The 12,993-nt window shown below is 37.3% G+C and carries 9 protein-coding genes and 3 pseudogenes; 9 read left to right on the top strand and 3 right to left on the bottom strand.

The features are described from left to right. Nucleotides 1-19 precede the first annotated feature (19 nt). Nucleotides 20-325 carry a hypothetical protein gene (locus QMA00_RS11650; protein ID WP_024602195.1) on the bottom strand — a complete coding sequence of 102 codons (306 nt, stop codon included), beginning with the start codon at nucleotides 323-325 and terminating at the stop codon, nucleotides 20-22. A 124-nt stretch (nucleotides 326-449) separates the two neighbouring features. Beyond that, nucleotides 450-782, bottom strand: a pseudogene (locus tag QMA00_RS11645) (GreA/GreB family elongation factor); the annotation flags it as partial. 138 nt (nucleotides 783-920) lie between these two features. Between QMA00_RS11645 and gmtY the strand changes: the two are divergent. From gmtY to QMA00_RS11600, 9 genes and pseudogenes are all read left to right on the top strand, one after another. Continuing rightward, nucleotides 921-2,225 (top strand): gamma-mobile-trio recombinase GmtY, encoded by a 1,305-nt coding sequence (gmtY, locus tag QMA00_RS11640; RefSeq protein ID WP_016900090.1) that lies wholly within the window; start codon nucleotides 921-923, stop codon nucleotides 2,223-2,225. After that, nucleotides 2,222-7,027, top strand: a complete 4,806-nt coding sequence (locus QMA00_RS11635; protein WP_076922651.1) for a VPA1269 family protein — start codon at nucleotides 2,222-2,224, stop codon at nucleotides 7,025-7,027. Before gmtY ends, QMA00_RS11635 begins: the two co-directional genes overlap by 4 nt. A gap of 1 nt (nucleotide 7,028) precedes the next feature. Next, complete coding sequence (gene gmtX, locus QMA00_RS11630) at nucleotides 7,029-7,652, top strand: gamma-mobile-trio protein GmtX (protein ID WP_013466106.1); 624 nt, start codon at nucleotides 7,029-7,031, stop codon at nucleotides 7,650-7,652. 21 nt (nucleotides 7,653-7,673) lie between these two features. Beyond that, nucleotides 7,674-8,144, top strand: a complete 471-nt coding sequence (gene greB, locus QMA00_RS11625; protein ID WP_013466105.1) for a transcription elongation factor GreB — start codon at nucleotides 7,674-7,676, stop codon at nucleotides 8,142-8,144. Between the two features lie 435 nt (nucleotides 8,145-8,579). Then, on the top strand, nucleotides 8,580-9,317 hold the full coding sequence (locus QMA00_RS11620; protein WP_024603948.1) for a glycosyltransferase family 2 protein: 738 nt from the start codon (nucleotides 8,580-8,582) through the stop codon (nucleotides 9,315-9,317). After that, a complete protein-coding gene (locus QMA00_RS11615; RefSeq protein ID WP_083703535.1) occupies nucleotides 9,313-9,966 on the top strand; it encodes a VTT domain-containing protein in 654 nt (217 codons plus the stop codon). The genes QMA00_RS11620 and QMA00_RS11615 overlap by 5 nt, the downstream gene beginning before the upstream one ends. A gap of 12 nt (nucleotides 9,967-9,978) precedes the next feature. After that, nucleotides 9,979-11,700: a glycosyltransferase family 39 protein gene (locus QMA00_RS11610; protein WP_024603946.1), complete on the top strand. Its 1,722-nt coding sequence runs from the start codon at nucleotides 9,979-9,981 to the stop codon at nucleotides 11,698-11,700. After that, nucleotides 11,700-11,858 (top strand): annotated as a pseudogene (locus tag QMA00_RS11605) (UDP-glucose 6-dehydrogenase); the annotation flags it as partial. The gene QMA00_RS11610 and the pseudogene QMA00_RS11605, both read left to right, overlap by 1 nt. Before the next feature lie 15 nt (nucleotides 11,859-11,873). Continuing rightward, a pseudogene (locus tag QMA00_RS11600) lies at nucleotides 11,874-12,071 on the top strand (protein CapI); the annotation flags it as partial. 332 nt (nucleotides 12,072-12,403) lie between these two features. Here the strand turns inward: QMA00_RS11600 and QMA00_RS11595 are convergent. Continuing rightward, nucleotides 12,404-12,814: a TraR/DksA C4-type zinc finger protein gene (locus QMA00_RS11595; protein ID WP_016899346.1), complete on the bottom strand. Its 411-nt coding sequence runs from the start codon at nucleotides 12,812-12,814 to the stop codon at nucleotides 12,404-12,406. Nucleotides 12,815-12,993: the final 179 nt, after the last annotated feature.

The following is a 12,993-nucleotide window of genomic DNA, read 5'->3' as shown; positions in this document are numbered from 1 at the left end:
TTAAAAGCAAGTTATTAAACTAAATAACGGGTGGCGCTCGCGGGTGTGCATGGCTGTAAGGTGTGACTAAAAGGCTGCTTTCATAATGAAAGTAAAACGCTAAAGGAAGTGGTTGAATTTCTCTAAGCGCAATAACACCGACATGAGAGTCTATATCGGTGTCGAGGTTTGCTTGGTCAGGAGAGTCGCAAACAATAAATTCTGCAGGTGTAAAACCAGCATCAATTTGCGTATTTTTGGGTGTTGCATGCAATGTCAAACTTACACTCATAAAGAGTGTAAACAATAGGGCATTTTGTAATATGCGCGCTGTAATGTTTGACATAGTGACGACCTTAATTAACTACTCTCAAATTAATACATCATAACTTGAGTTACTTTAGTTATAGCGTACTCAGATAATATAAACAATAAAAAGTTAATATGATCTGAATCAAGACTAAGCCGTTTTATTTTTGGTAGGAAATATTATTTACATACCATTGCTTAGCACCTTGAGGGGTCATGACCTCAAAATCATCGTCTACTTGTTTTTTTAATAGTGCTCGCGCCATCGGTGAGTCAATAGAAATGTAATCGTTGCGATCATAAATTTCATCGGGACCGACAATTCTAAAATTTTTACACTCACCGGCCTCGTTTTCTATTTCTACCCACGCTCCAAAAAAAACTTTGCCGTCTTGTACGGGTGAGTAGTCAACAATTTTTAAATCGGGGATGCGCTTACGTAGATAGCGCACTCGGCGGTCTATTTGGCGTAATAGACGCTTGTTATACTGATATTAGTACTACTGTGTTTCGCATACTAATTATCATTAAGTAAGTAATATAATTTGCTAAATCAATATAAATACTCTAAACCTAGTTATCTTAGTGTCACTAACTATATACTTAATAGTACAACTTATTGGATTAGTATTTTGGCTTATATTCTAAAACGGCGTGTCGATTATAAAGCAAATCAATCTGTCTTGGCTGTTAGCTTGCCAGTACTCATAACAGATAAAGGTATATTAGTTTCACATCTTAGATTTCTTTATACAAAACGTAATAAATCTCAGTCTTGGCTTGAACGAAATGTGTTTGCGGTTGAGCAACTGCTTAAGTTTATGAATGCTCATTCAAGTACATTCACATCAGCAACTGAGCTATTACGTTCGTTTGTTGACGTTCTTTGCTTTGGCTCAATAGATGATTCTCAGAATGATCCCTCGAATTTGTATTGGTCCCCGCGAAAGGTTGAAGATGTTAATGTGTTATTGAGTCATATTAATTGTTATTGTGACTATCTTGATGAAATCTATGGATATGATCTTCCTAACCTAAACCCATTAAGAAAAGCTACTAGAGCTGAAGAACGAATGCGCTGGTGTGCTTATTATAAACGTGAATCGAATTGCTTTTTAAATCATCTGAGTAACCCATCTAAAAATAGATTCGAAATGATACGAAGCATTCAAGGGCCAATGAATCATTTACTATCTATTGAGTCTGTAAATCGATTTCCAGAAGAGCACTTTCAGCGCTTCTTGAAGTATGGGTTTCTTAATCATCGAACACGAGAAGTTGATTTTGGCTGCGTCTTAATAGTTATGTTAATGCATTATGGTGGACTAAGATTATCTGAATGCTTTCACATATATATTCGAGATATTACTATTGATGTTAAAAATAGTACGGCAATTTTTTCTGTTTTTCACCCAAGCGATGGAGCTAGTCCAGAGCTAGGTTTCTCCAATCGACGCGAGTATCTAAATACTCGCTTTCGACAAAAACCACGCAATGAATATCAACGCTCTCATAGGCTTTATTCAGGATGGAAGCAGCCTCTATTAACGAATAAAAATCTTTCTTTCGATGTCATGATATTTCCAAATAACAAGGCTAAAGAACTGGCTTGGTTACTGGAACAATATCTAGCAGTAAGAATTACTGGAAATCATCCATACCTTTTCACTAACTCAAATGGAGACCCTGAATCTAAAAAGAACTTTATCCAAAAGTACAAACGTGGAGTCGAGCGAATTGGACTTGATGCTGGAAAGTGCTTCGGTACTAGCCCACATTCTCATCGGCATTCTTATGGATATAGTTTAAACCAAGCAGGCTTCAATCAGCTAGAGATACAAAAAGCTATGCACCATAAAAGTAATTTCAGTTGTTTGGTTTATTTGAAACCTAATGATACCGATATTCGTAATATAATGAGAAAGAATGATATATGAAAAAGTACTTTTATCCAGAATACGCACTAGCCAAAAAACATGCACAATTGCTTGGTGTAAAAACCTCCAAAGAATATAAACTAAGATATAAAGAAGATCCGCTGCTATTTAATACGCCCAATAAAATCTATAAAAATGAATGGGAAGGTTGGGAGAGCTTTCTTGGCACAAAAAAAGAATTTTACGCTACATTATCTGATGCTAAAAAAGCAATACAAGCACTAGGCGTTACTACAAGGCGAGAGTATAAGAGGCAATATAAATCAGACCCTTTACTAATTAGTGCACCAAATATTTACTATGAAGATGACTGGAAAGGTTGGAGAGATTTTTTTGATACTAATCAAAACTTTTATAGCTCTATTGATCTCGCGGAAAAAGCAGTGAGTGTATTGGGTATCACGACAAGTACTCAATATATGGCACAATATAAACAAGACCCACAGTTGCCATCGGTCCCAGGAATAACTTATTCAAGCGAATGGAAAGGGTGGAAATCTTTTTTAGGTAAGGAAAAAGAAGTATATACTTCGTATAGCTTAGCTCAAAAAGCTGTTATAGATCTTGGAATTAAGACCCAAAAAGCCTACATTTCGTGTCGTAGGAATGATCCCCTACTACCTTTCTCCCCTGACAAGGTGTTTTTTAAAGAGTGGGAGGGTTGGCAGCATTTTTTAAATACATTTGATGAATCCTACTTTGATTTAAGCTCTGCAAAAAAAGCAGTTATATCTTTAGGGATTCAATCTAGTAGTGAATATGTTAAACGCTATAAAGAAGACCCCAGGCTACCAGCGAAACCAACTAGAAAATATAAAGATGAATGGCCTGGCTGGTTTAGTTTTCTAGGAAAAGATATAAAATTTTATGAGAGCTATGAGCTTGCTCAAAAAGCTGCTCTAAAACTAGGTATAACTTCGGTAACTGAATACCGTGAGAACTATCACAACGATCCAATGCTTCCTAGTATGCCTAATAAAAAGTATGCCAAAAGTTGGCGTGGTTGGCCCCACTTTTTAAATAAGACTTACAAATTTTATACTTCTTACGCAGATGCTAAGAGCGCCACTCAAGCATTAGGAATTAAATCTAGCGTCGAATATAAGAAACGTTTTAAAGAAGATTTTCAACTACCATCACAACCAGATAATGTATATGAAGAAGACTGGATAAACTGGGGGGATTTTTTAGGTAAAAAGCTTATACAGTTTTATCTGACATATGAGGAAGCTAAAGTTGCTGTAAAAAAACTAGGGGCCACCACATTAGTTCAATACAAACAAAAACGTTTAGATGATCCAAAACTCCCATCTTGTCCAGACCAAGTTTACTTAAAAGACTGGCTTGGCTGGAAAATTTTTTTAAATACTCCAAAGAAAGAAAAATATTTAACTCTTATTGAAGCTATGCAAGCCACGCAGGCAATGAATATCACTTCCCTGAAAGAGTACAAAAGTAAATATCACTTAGATCCTAACTTACCAGCAAAGCCCGATGGAAAATATTGCAAAGAATGGATTAATTGGCATACTTTTCTAGGAAAATCGCCTAAATTTCATAGCTATGACGAGGCACAGCAGTCAGCTATTAAATTAGGTATCAAAACAGCTGCTGAATATCGAGAAAACTATAAAAAAGACTTGAAGTTACCATCAGTTCCACGACAAATCTATACCCATAGATGGGAGTCTTGGCAAGACTTTCTTAAAGTAGCGAGCAAGTTTTATCCCACTTATACAGAAGCTCATAATGCAGCGAAAGCACTAAAAGTATCCTCTTTGCTAGAATACAAGGCCAGATATAAAGAAGATCCACGTTTAGCTGTAAAACCTTTTGCTTTATACGCAGATGATTGGATAAATTGGATAGAGTTTCTTGGATTGAAAAAGAAAAGTTTTAAGTCTTATGAAGATGCTAAGAAAATTATCCAAACTTTAAATATTATTAGTTTTGCCGATTATAAAAACTGTCCTTTAGCTGATTTGTACTTACCTAAGAATCCTGACAGCTATTACTCTGCTAGTTGGACAAATTGGAAAGATTTTGTCTTACCTGAAATCGTTGATAACTTAGAAATACTCAAAAAAGCATGCAAAATACTTAATATTAGTAACTCGAAGCAGTATCGGGAGGTACAAAAAAAATATAAACAATTACCTTCCAAGCCAGATAAAAAGTTTGAAGATTGGGTTGATTGGTATGATTTATTAAATATCCCCCGGCCATATTCATATGAAGAACTACGTTTAATAGTATTAAAATATAAATGTAAGACTTTAAAAGATTATAAAGATATGCGCACCAAACTACATGATCCGCGAATTCCTTCGTCGCCAGAAGAGACTTATAAAACATGTGGCTGGACAAACGCATATAATTTTCTTGGAACAAATAGACCATATCAAATTAAATATTTTGATCCAAAATGGAAATTTTGGGCAGATTTCATAGTTGAATTTTTGAAATCTGCTAAAGCTGGTGATACAAAGGTCAAAGATTTATGTGAGTTTGTTCGTGAATATATTGAACCTAACAATTATGAAGTATCCCCTTTAGAATTCCTTATAAGAGAAAAAACTAATATACAACCAATGTTAGATTTATTTGAAGAGGAATCTGTTTTACGTAAGAAAAAGTGGTTATTTTCAGTTAATGTGTTTTTAAATTGGACTATTGTTAACTTTTTAACTGTTGAAGACCCTGAAACGGGAGAAATTTCTAGAATTAAAGGAGCAAGAAACCCCTTTGCCCGAATTAACTTTGATGATGAAATAGCACCAGTTTTACTCAATGAAACAAATAAATTAGCTTTGCCTTATCAGTTTGTAAAAAGTGCTAGAGAGTGGATATTTCCTCCTAATGAGATTCAAAATAAGACTAACTATTCAGATCTCAAACACCTCCACAGAACCTCAGCAGATTGGATTCAAATCAATGACCTATCCCTTATTGACACTACAGATCCTGATTGTATTATCAGGCAGGAAGGAGATAAAACATTCCTTTGGCTGCCAATATACTGGACTTATACATATGCATTAATGCAGTTACCTGCAAGAGGAAGACAAATTGTTTATTGTGACTCGGGTGAGGCAGATGCAGAAGTGCCGGATATAAAAAATGGATCAATTATCTGGAAACCAAATCGGAATAAGTTAACGGGTCTAACAAAACAACAAGGTATGATAAACAAAACCAAAGATAATGACTTTGGTGTCCATTATACTTCGAATAAAACTCACTTTAGTGGTGAAGGTTATACCATAGCATTTATGCCAATCGAATTAGCTTATTGGCTCATTAAGTTGAGAAAGTGGCAAGAAAAGTATAACCCCATTTCAAAACCAACAAAGTGGTTTGATTGTAGGCGAACTAATTTAAATGAGGTACAGAGAAAACAAAAAGGGATTAATTGTTTTTTGTTCAGAGGTTATCAAAATGAAGAGCCTGGTTTGTTTGGCTCTCGTTTAGCAAGCCGCCTTGCAGCAGCACTATTTTTTGCTTCGAAAGACCAACTCACTTCTGCAACTTATGCTGGAAAAAGTTTCAAAGAATGTCATCTTCAACTTGAGCAGCAAGAGGGCATTGCTCTTAGCTTATTTAAATCTGAATATACTCCTCACTCTATGCGTGTGAGTTTAATTAATGCATACGTTTATGAGTTTGGTATGCCACTCGAAGTCATCATGAAGCTAGTTGGCCACTCATCTGTTGTGATGTCGATTTACTACTTAAAAAGTGATAAAACGGGAGCTAATATTCGCGAAAAACTGAAACTTGGTGAGAAACAAGCCTTAAGCAATGGGTCGGATACTTTAAAAAGCTTTATTGAATCCCAACGAATTGAAGAATGTAAAAAGCAATTACTTGGAAACAACCCTGAATTTCTGCAGACTTTAAACAATAGTAGACCTGCTTCTAGCTATCTGTTTAAAGACTTTGGAATCTGCCCTGTTGGCGGTGCGTTCTGTAGAGAAGGCGGTGATGCAGTTGCGACAAAGGCAAATATATATCACCCTGTGAATGCAGGTTACCTAGGTGAACAAAATTGTATTCAATGCAGGTTTTTTGTCACAGGTCCAGCTTTTATGATGGGTCTTTCAGCACTTTTTAATGAGGTTAGTCTAGCCGTTAACACTCAATCATATCGCTTTACAAGCTTAGAAGAAGAGCTAAATAATGCAGCTAGTAGAGTAGATGTTATTTCACATGAGTTGTATAAACAAAAAAATCAGCAATTAGAAGATGAAAAGCAACAACTTCAAGCTCTCAGACGCAAATTAAATTCGGAAATTGAAACTAGAGCTAAAAAGTTAGATTTATATATGGCTGATATGAACTCGCTTCATAAGCACCTGACTAATTGTCAAAAGGTAATAAATAACGATAAGCAACAAGGGGATTCAAAGCTTCAGCTAATAGTACCTAATGAGTTTGAAATTAGCTTTGAACTCGATGATGTTAGCAGTTTTCAGCAACTTTCAGAAGTATGTGAGAATGCTGAACTTTATCATAGCTGTAGTGATGAACTAGCAGTTACACGGAGAAGCCAGGCTCTTGATAGGATGTTGCTGAACAATGGAATGAATCCTCAATTTATCTTTCTAACAGAGAAGCAGCAGCTTGCGGTTGGCAACCAAATGACACAGCTTATGCTGTCAAGACTTCAAAGCTGGGAGAAGCTTGATAAGCTAATAAACGGTACTTTAGCTTTAAACGACTTTTTAGAAAAAGAAAGGTTGACCTTGATGGATATTAAATCATTATTCGCAAGTTCAACACCACTAAAACAGGTAGATTAACATGACTGAATTATCGCCTAAAACAGTACATGAACAACTTAAAAAGCAAACATCTTCACGTGTCCAAAGCTCATTAGATGCAATTTTTCAAGTCTGTACAGAACAAAAAGAACGCGGCTTAAATGAATTTGGTTACTCTATTATTGCACGTCTTGGCAAAGGTCGTGGTGTTCCAGCAGCTCAAAGTATACGTAACAAGACAGGAGAACCATACCGAACCTTGATAGCGAGTTTTGCAAACTCAAGCTTACAACCTGATAAGTCAACTATTAGTTTAAATAAAGGAAAAAGCTTCACTTGGATAGAAAAATTAAAAGACCCTGTAGTTAGGCTGCAAGCTAACATTCTCTACTCTCAAAAATTAGCAGCTGAAAAATTAGTAAAGGAGATCGTACCGATTGATCAAGTCATAGAATTTTATGACGGTGGGTCGTCTTCGTCACCAAACTTAAAATTGACTGACTTAGAAAGAGAAGCTCTTGAATACCTCATATCTAAAGAGTTTATGCGCCGAGCAGGTTTGGAAGTGGGGCCAAACGGTAGTATATTATCAAGTAATGATAAAGATAATTTTCTCCCGGTTGCAACTTTAGATGCTGTTAAAAAAGCATTGCAGTATTTGTAATAGTGGGATGGGGCAAACTAATTGTATACCGATCTAATAACGCGTGAAGGATTAGACAAGCTAAATAAAGAGCTTAATTATCTTTGGCGCGACTACAGACCTGAAATAACAAAAAAAGTAGCTTGGGCTGCTAGCCTTGGCGATCGTTCAGATAATGCCGATTATAAAGAAAATAAAAGATTACTTAGACAGATAGATTCTCGAATTAGGTTCCTTAGAAAGCGCATCGAAGCCGTCAAAGTTATTGACTACTCTCCTCAGCAAGCCGGCAAGGTTTTCTTTGGGGCATGGGTAGAGATTGAAAATGATGATGGTGAAACAAAAGCTTTTCGCATAGTTGGCCCTGATGAGATCTATGGTCGTAACGATTACATTTCTATTGACTCTCCTATGGCCAGAGCGATGCTAAAAAAGGAAGTTGATGATGAGTTTCAAGTGAAAACGCCAGTTGGGGTAAAAGAGTGGTTTATTAATAAAATTGAGTATAAGTAAAGAGCTAGTGCAGCTTATGCTATAAAGAGAGTGCTTATATTCCTGCATTACCGCTGAACTTTAGTCATCAAAATCTCCTCTGGAATATAGCTGTTAGTCTGCTTTGAGCGAGTTACGGACATTGAACATATGCTGGTGAACGTGGATATTCTAATATTTTACAGTTAAAAAAAAATGTCTCAACAAAACTAATGGACTTGTAGCCATTAAAGTATGATGAAATCTACCCGAGAAAAGAGTCCTAATATTCAGAGTAATATTGCGTGTAGTGCTGTAAATCATTTTTTCAGTTTTTCTTAAGTAAATCTTAAGGTTTGCCTGATATTTTATTAAGACACTTTTTATTTAGCCGATAGGTTTCTTTAATTGCTTGACTTATCGGTGATTAATTTGCAAATTTATTATCGCTAATAACTAAAAAACAGGGATTTATATATGTTATCAGTTGTACTTCCTGCCAAAGACGAAGCCGAAAATATTGGCCATCTTATTGAAGAAATTCATACCAGCCTTGCTGATTTATACCCGTTTGAGATTATCGTTGTCGATGATGGCTGTAGTGATAGTACCTTTGAAACCGCCCTCGAAACTGGAAGAACATTAGGCTGTGATGTAAAAGCTATCAAACATGCCTACAGTGTCGGACAAAGCACAGCGATTGTGTCGGGTGTGTTACAGGCGAAATACACCTTGATGGCGACCCTTGATGCCGACGGACAAAACGATCCGGCTGATTTGCCTAAATTAGTTGAGCGCGCTCAACAAATAGAAGCCGCTAATTTTTGCGTAATTGGCTACCGTAAAAACCGAAAAGACACGCCTTGGAAACGTTTTCAGTCGCGTTTTGCTAATAAATTCCGCGATGCTATTTTACATGATGGTGTGCCAGATACCGGCTGTGGTTTGAAAGTAGTGCCCACAGCCACATACCTAAGGCTACCACACTTTAACCATATGCACCGTTATATTCCTGCTTTGGTCAAACGTATGGGAGGCGAAGTGCAAGTGCAAGAAGTGAACCACCGCGATCGTGAACATGGTCTATCAAAATACACGGCTTGGAATCGAGCTTGGGTCGGTATTGTTGATGTATTAGGCATGATGTGGCTTATTCGTCGTGGCAAAGTGCCAATGGTTAATGAAATTCAAACGAGTAACACTAGTGACGATTAACAGGCTCGCTAAATTTATTGTTAGTTTGTCGTTATTTATTGCGATAGCGTTTGCAGTTCAACAAGGTTTTTTTGAACATATCGCTGACAGTAACTGGGTCGCTAAGTTTGTTAAAGAACAAGGCAAACAAGCCGTTGTTGTATTGATGGCGATGGGGGCTGCCTATGCCGCTCTTGGTGCGCCACGCCAATTGTTAGCGTTTGCGTTTGGTTTTGCTTTTGGGGCTGTTGAAGGGGCACTTTTAGCGTTAGTAGCAACAGAGCTCGGTTGTATTTTGTCATTTTACGCCGCCAAATGGTTGTTTCGCTCAAGCTTGCAACGCAAATTTAATAAAAGTTTAATGAAATTTGAACGCTTGGTTAAAGACAATACCACCTTAAAGGTATTGATGATTCGGTTGTTACCTATCGGCAGTAACTTGTTTACTAATGTCGCAGCTGGAGCAACTACAGTACCGGCTCAGGGGTTTTTTCTTGGTAGCTTTATTGGCTACATTCCACAAACCTTAATTTTTGCCTACGCTGGCGCTGGAATTGGTTTATCAGAGCACGAAAAAATACTCATCAGTATTGCGCTGTTTATTGTTTCATCGGTAATTGGCTCACTGCTTTATCGCAGTCAATTTCGTCGTAAAGTAAAAGAACTATAAAGAAGTTAGGTTATGAAAAATATAATAAAAACCTTCGAACAAGATGATTATTACGCCGTCTTAAAAATCTTACTGGCCTTTGCCGCTGTTATTATTTTATTAGGTATTGGTATTCGTTCACCGTGGCCTGCTGATGAACCTCGATTTGTTGAAGTAGCCAGAGAAATGGTTGCCACTGGCAATTGGCTATTTCCAATGCGTGGCGGTGAATTTTATCCTGATAAACCACCAGTTTTTATGTGGTCAATCGCTCTTTTTTATTCACTTATTGGCAACCTAAAACTGGCATTTTTACTGCCAAACGCCATCTGTGGCTTGATCACTTTATTTTTGGTGTATGATCTTGGGGCAAAACTCCATAGTGTTCGCGTGGGTCGCAATGCCGCTTTACTTTTATTAATTACACCACAATTTTTGATCCAAGCTAAAGCTGCCCAAATTGATGCGATGGTGATGTGTTGGATAACGATTGGTTGTTATGGCTTTATCCGTCATTTCATTTTAGGGCCCAATTGGCGCTGGTATTTTATTTCGTGGGCATTTATGGCGCTCGGCATTATTACTAAAGGGGTAGGTTTTTTACCTGTACTCATGTTTATTCCCATCATTGCTTATCGCTTGGCGAATAAAGACTATTTTAAAGGCAGGCTCACCTTCGCTTGTTGGTTAGGTTTTGTGCCCTTTTTCTTGGTGTTGGCGGCTTGGTTTGTACCGATGATGATTACGGTGGCAGAGCAAGCGACCCCTGAATTAATTCAGTACAAAAACAATATTCTGTTCAAGCAAACGGGCGAACGGTACGCCAATGCCTGGCATCACCTTGAGCCTTGGTATTATTTTATTGTTAGTGTAATTCCCGTGATGTGGTTTCCATTACCAATTTTATTGTTGAGCTCGCTAAAGCATGTTTATCACAAATTAAAAACAGATCCAGTATTGATGATATTGTTTGCTTGGGTTGTGCTTGTGGTGTGTTTTTTCAGTATTAGTCCGGGCAAGCGCGGGGTTTATGTGTTACCTGCATTGCCGATGTTGTCGCTGTTTACCACCATTGCTTACCATGAAGTTAAACTACCGTTATGGTTTAACCGCATCAGCAAAAGCATTTTATGGTTAATTGCTATTGTGCTTGTTGTCGCTTGCATTGGTTTATTAACGGGTCATAAAAAATTAGTGAAACCATTAACCGCATACCCTGAAATGATCCCGTGGGCGGCAGGTTTAGCGTTTATTTTAGCAGCGATATGGTTAGTTAGTTTATGGCGATTACGGTCGAAAAACGCCTTTTTTAATTTAGGAATGGTAATTGTCGCTTCTTGGTTAATAGTGAGTACCTTAGGATATTGGCTAGCCGAGCCCCTGCGCACACCCAAACATGTTATTGAAGAAGTGGAAAACACCTTAGGTCAGCATGGTGAGCGCGGTGAACTTGGGTTAGTGAAATTTAAAGAGCAATTTTTATTGTTTTCACAATTACCAATAACGCATTTTAGTTACCTAGCAACGGATGAAGAAGAAGAGCGTAACGCATGGCTATGGATGGGCGAGAAGGCGGGTCGATTTATTTTAGTGCCAGATGATGCCAACTTAACGTGTTTCGATGTGTCTAACGGGCAAGATATGGGCTACGCTCACAGGCAGCACTGGTTATTATTAAGTGCTAAGCAAATGGCAGAAAACTGCCAAGCGCCAAAAGTTATTAAGCGTTTTAGTGTTCCTAGAGAAGCGTATTAATGAAAATAGCTGTAGTAGGAGCAGGTTTTGTTGGTTTGTCTAATGCCATTTTACTTGCTCAGCATAATAAGGTGGTTATCTACGATATCGTTCCAGCGAAAGTAGATTTAATTAATAGTCGTAAATCTCCCTTTGTCGATAAAGAAATAGAAGCTTTTTTATTTAAAGATGATCTCGATTTTGTTCAGTCACTTGAAAGCGCGTTAGGAATTAAAGCCAAGAAAAATTTTATGCCGATGCAAGCGGGCGATGTTTACCAAACCTTTGCAGATATTGATGACTTATTTAATGTTACTGGCTATAAGCCTAAAATGAGTGTTGAACAGGGCGTTAATAACTTTGTTGACTGGTATCGTGAATTTTATGGTTAAGTGATTTATCTATCCATTTTTGCATAATAGTGACATCTAGAGATGTCCGCCTATATTTCTAATATCAGTAATTATCTGCTGTAATCAAACAGGACACTTTGATAATGGAATATTATCCAATACTATTCATCAAGGTCCGTTCATGGCACAGAGCCGTCATTCGGCTCTGAAACGTTTTTGTCCAAAAACGAGTTTACCCGACCGACCGCTTATCGCTCAAAGCCGACCTATAGGGTATTTGCGTTAACTCATAAAGGGGCAAAAGCTTGTTAGAACAAAAGGCAGACTGCGACAAATAGCATCGAAAAGTTTCGAACTTTATTGTCATGGTTTTAGTATTTATTGTCGAGTTTCATAATTATTGTCCTCCGACACTTATATCTATTTTGAACTTCAATTATAGATTGGCAATCACAGCAGTTTTCTGCCGTTGGCACTGTTACTAATCTTTTAAACTGAATTTCAATACCGCATGTTTCACAATACCCGTATTCGCCAGGTTCTTTTTGAAGCCTAAATTTAACTCGTTGCAATGCCTTCAGCTGCAGACCTTTTCTATAACGTGAAATGTATTGTTGCTTACGCTCTTCTTCTAGTGCCGCTCGATCTAAAATATCTGCAAGTACATTGCTTTCAACATTCTTATTTATTGGTTCATTCAGAGCATTCTTAAGCATAGAAATTTCATCATTAACTTGGTTTATTATATGCCCTAATTGGTCTGTTTTTAAAAATTCATGCATTCCTTATATCCTATACTAAACATCAAAAAGGTATTTAAACTGTAAGCGTCTAGCGAACCACACCTAGCATCGATGTTCTGATTATCTAAAAATACCTGCTCAATGATAAATTCGGAGCAGGTGATGCATATTCTCTCCAGCTTTGATCACCCAATTGCATTAACTTTGATCGCTTATTC

Origin of the sequence: Pseudoalteromonas sp. APC 3694 (assembly GCF_030407565.1) — a bacterium.
Taxonomy (GTDB): Bacteria; Pseudomonadota; Gammaproteobacteria; order Enterobacterales; family Alteromonadaceae; genus Pseudoalteromonas; species Pseudoalteromonas tetraodonis.
The sequence above is the reverse complement of the archived record's forward strand: the minus strand, read 5'-3'. Positions and strand labels throughout refer to the sequence as shown.

Excerpts from the sequence above, each read along its gene's own strand:
- QMA00_RS11650 (WP_024602195.1), bottom strand. The coding sequence starts at position 325 with ATGTCAAACATTACAGCGCGCATATTACAAAATGCCCTATTGTTTACA.
- QMA00_RS11635 (WP_076922651.1), top strand. The coding sequence starts at position 2,222 with ATGAAAAAGTACTTTTATCCAGAATACGCACTAGCCAAAAAACATGCA.
- gmtX (WP_013466106.1), top strand. The coding sequence starts at position 7,029 with ATGACTGAATTATCGCCTAAAACAGTACATGAACAACTTAAAAAGCAA.
- QMA00_RS11620 (WP_024603948.1), top strand. The coding sequence starts at position 8,580 with ATGTTATCAGTTGTACTTCCTGCCAAAGACGAAGCCGAAAATATTGGC.
- QMA00_RS11610 (WP_024603946.1), top strand. The coding sequence starts at position 9,979 with ATGAAAAATATAATAAAAACCTTCGAACAAGATGATTATTACGCCGTC.
- QMA00_RS11595 (WP_016899346.1), bottom strand. The coding sequence starts at position 12,814 with ATGCATGAATTTTTAAAAACAGACCAATTAGGGCATATAATAAACCAA.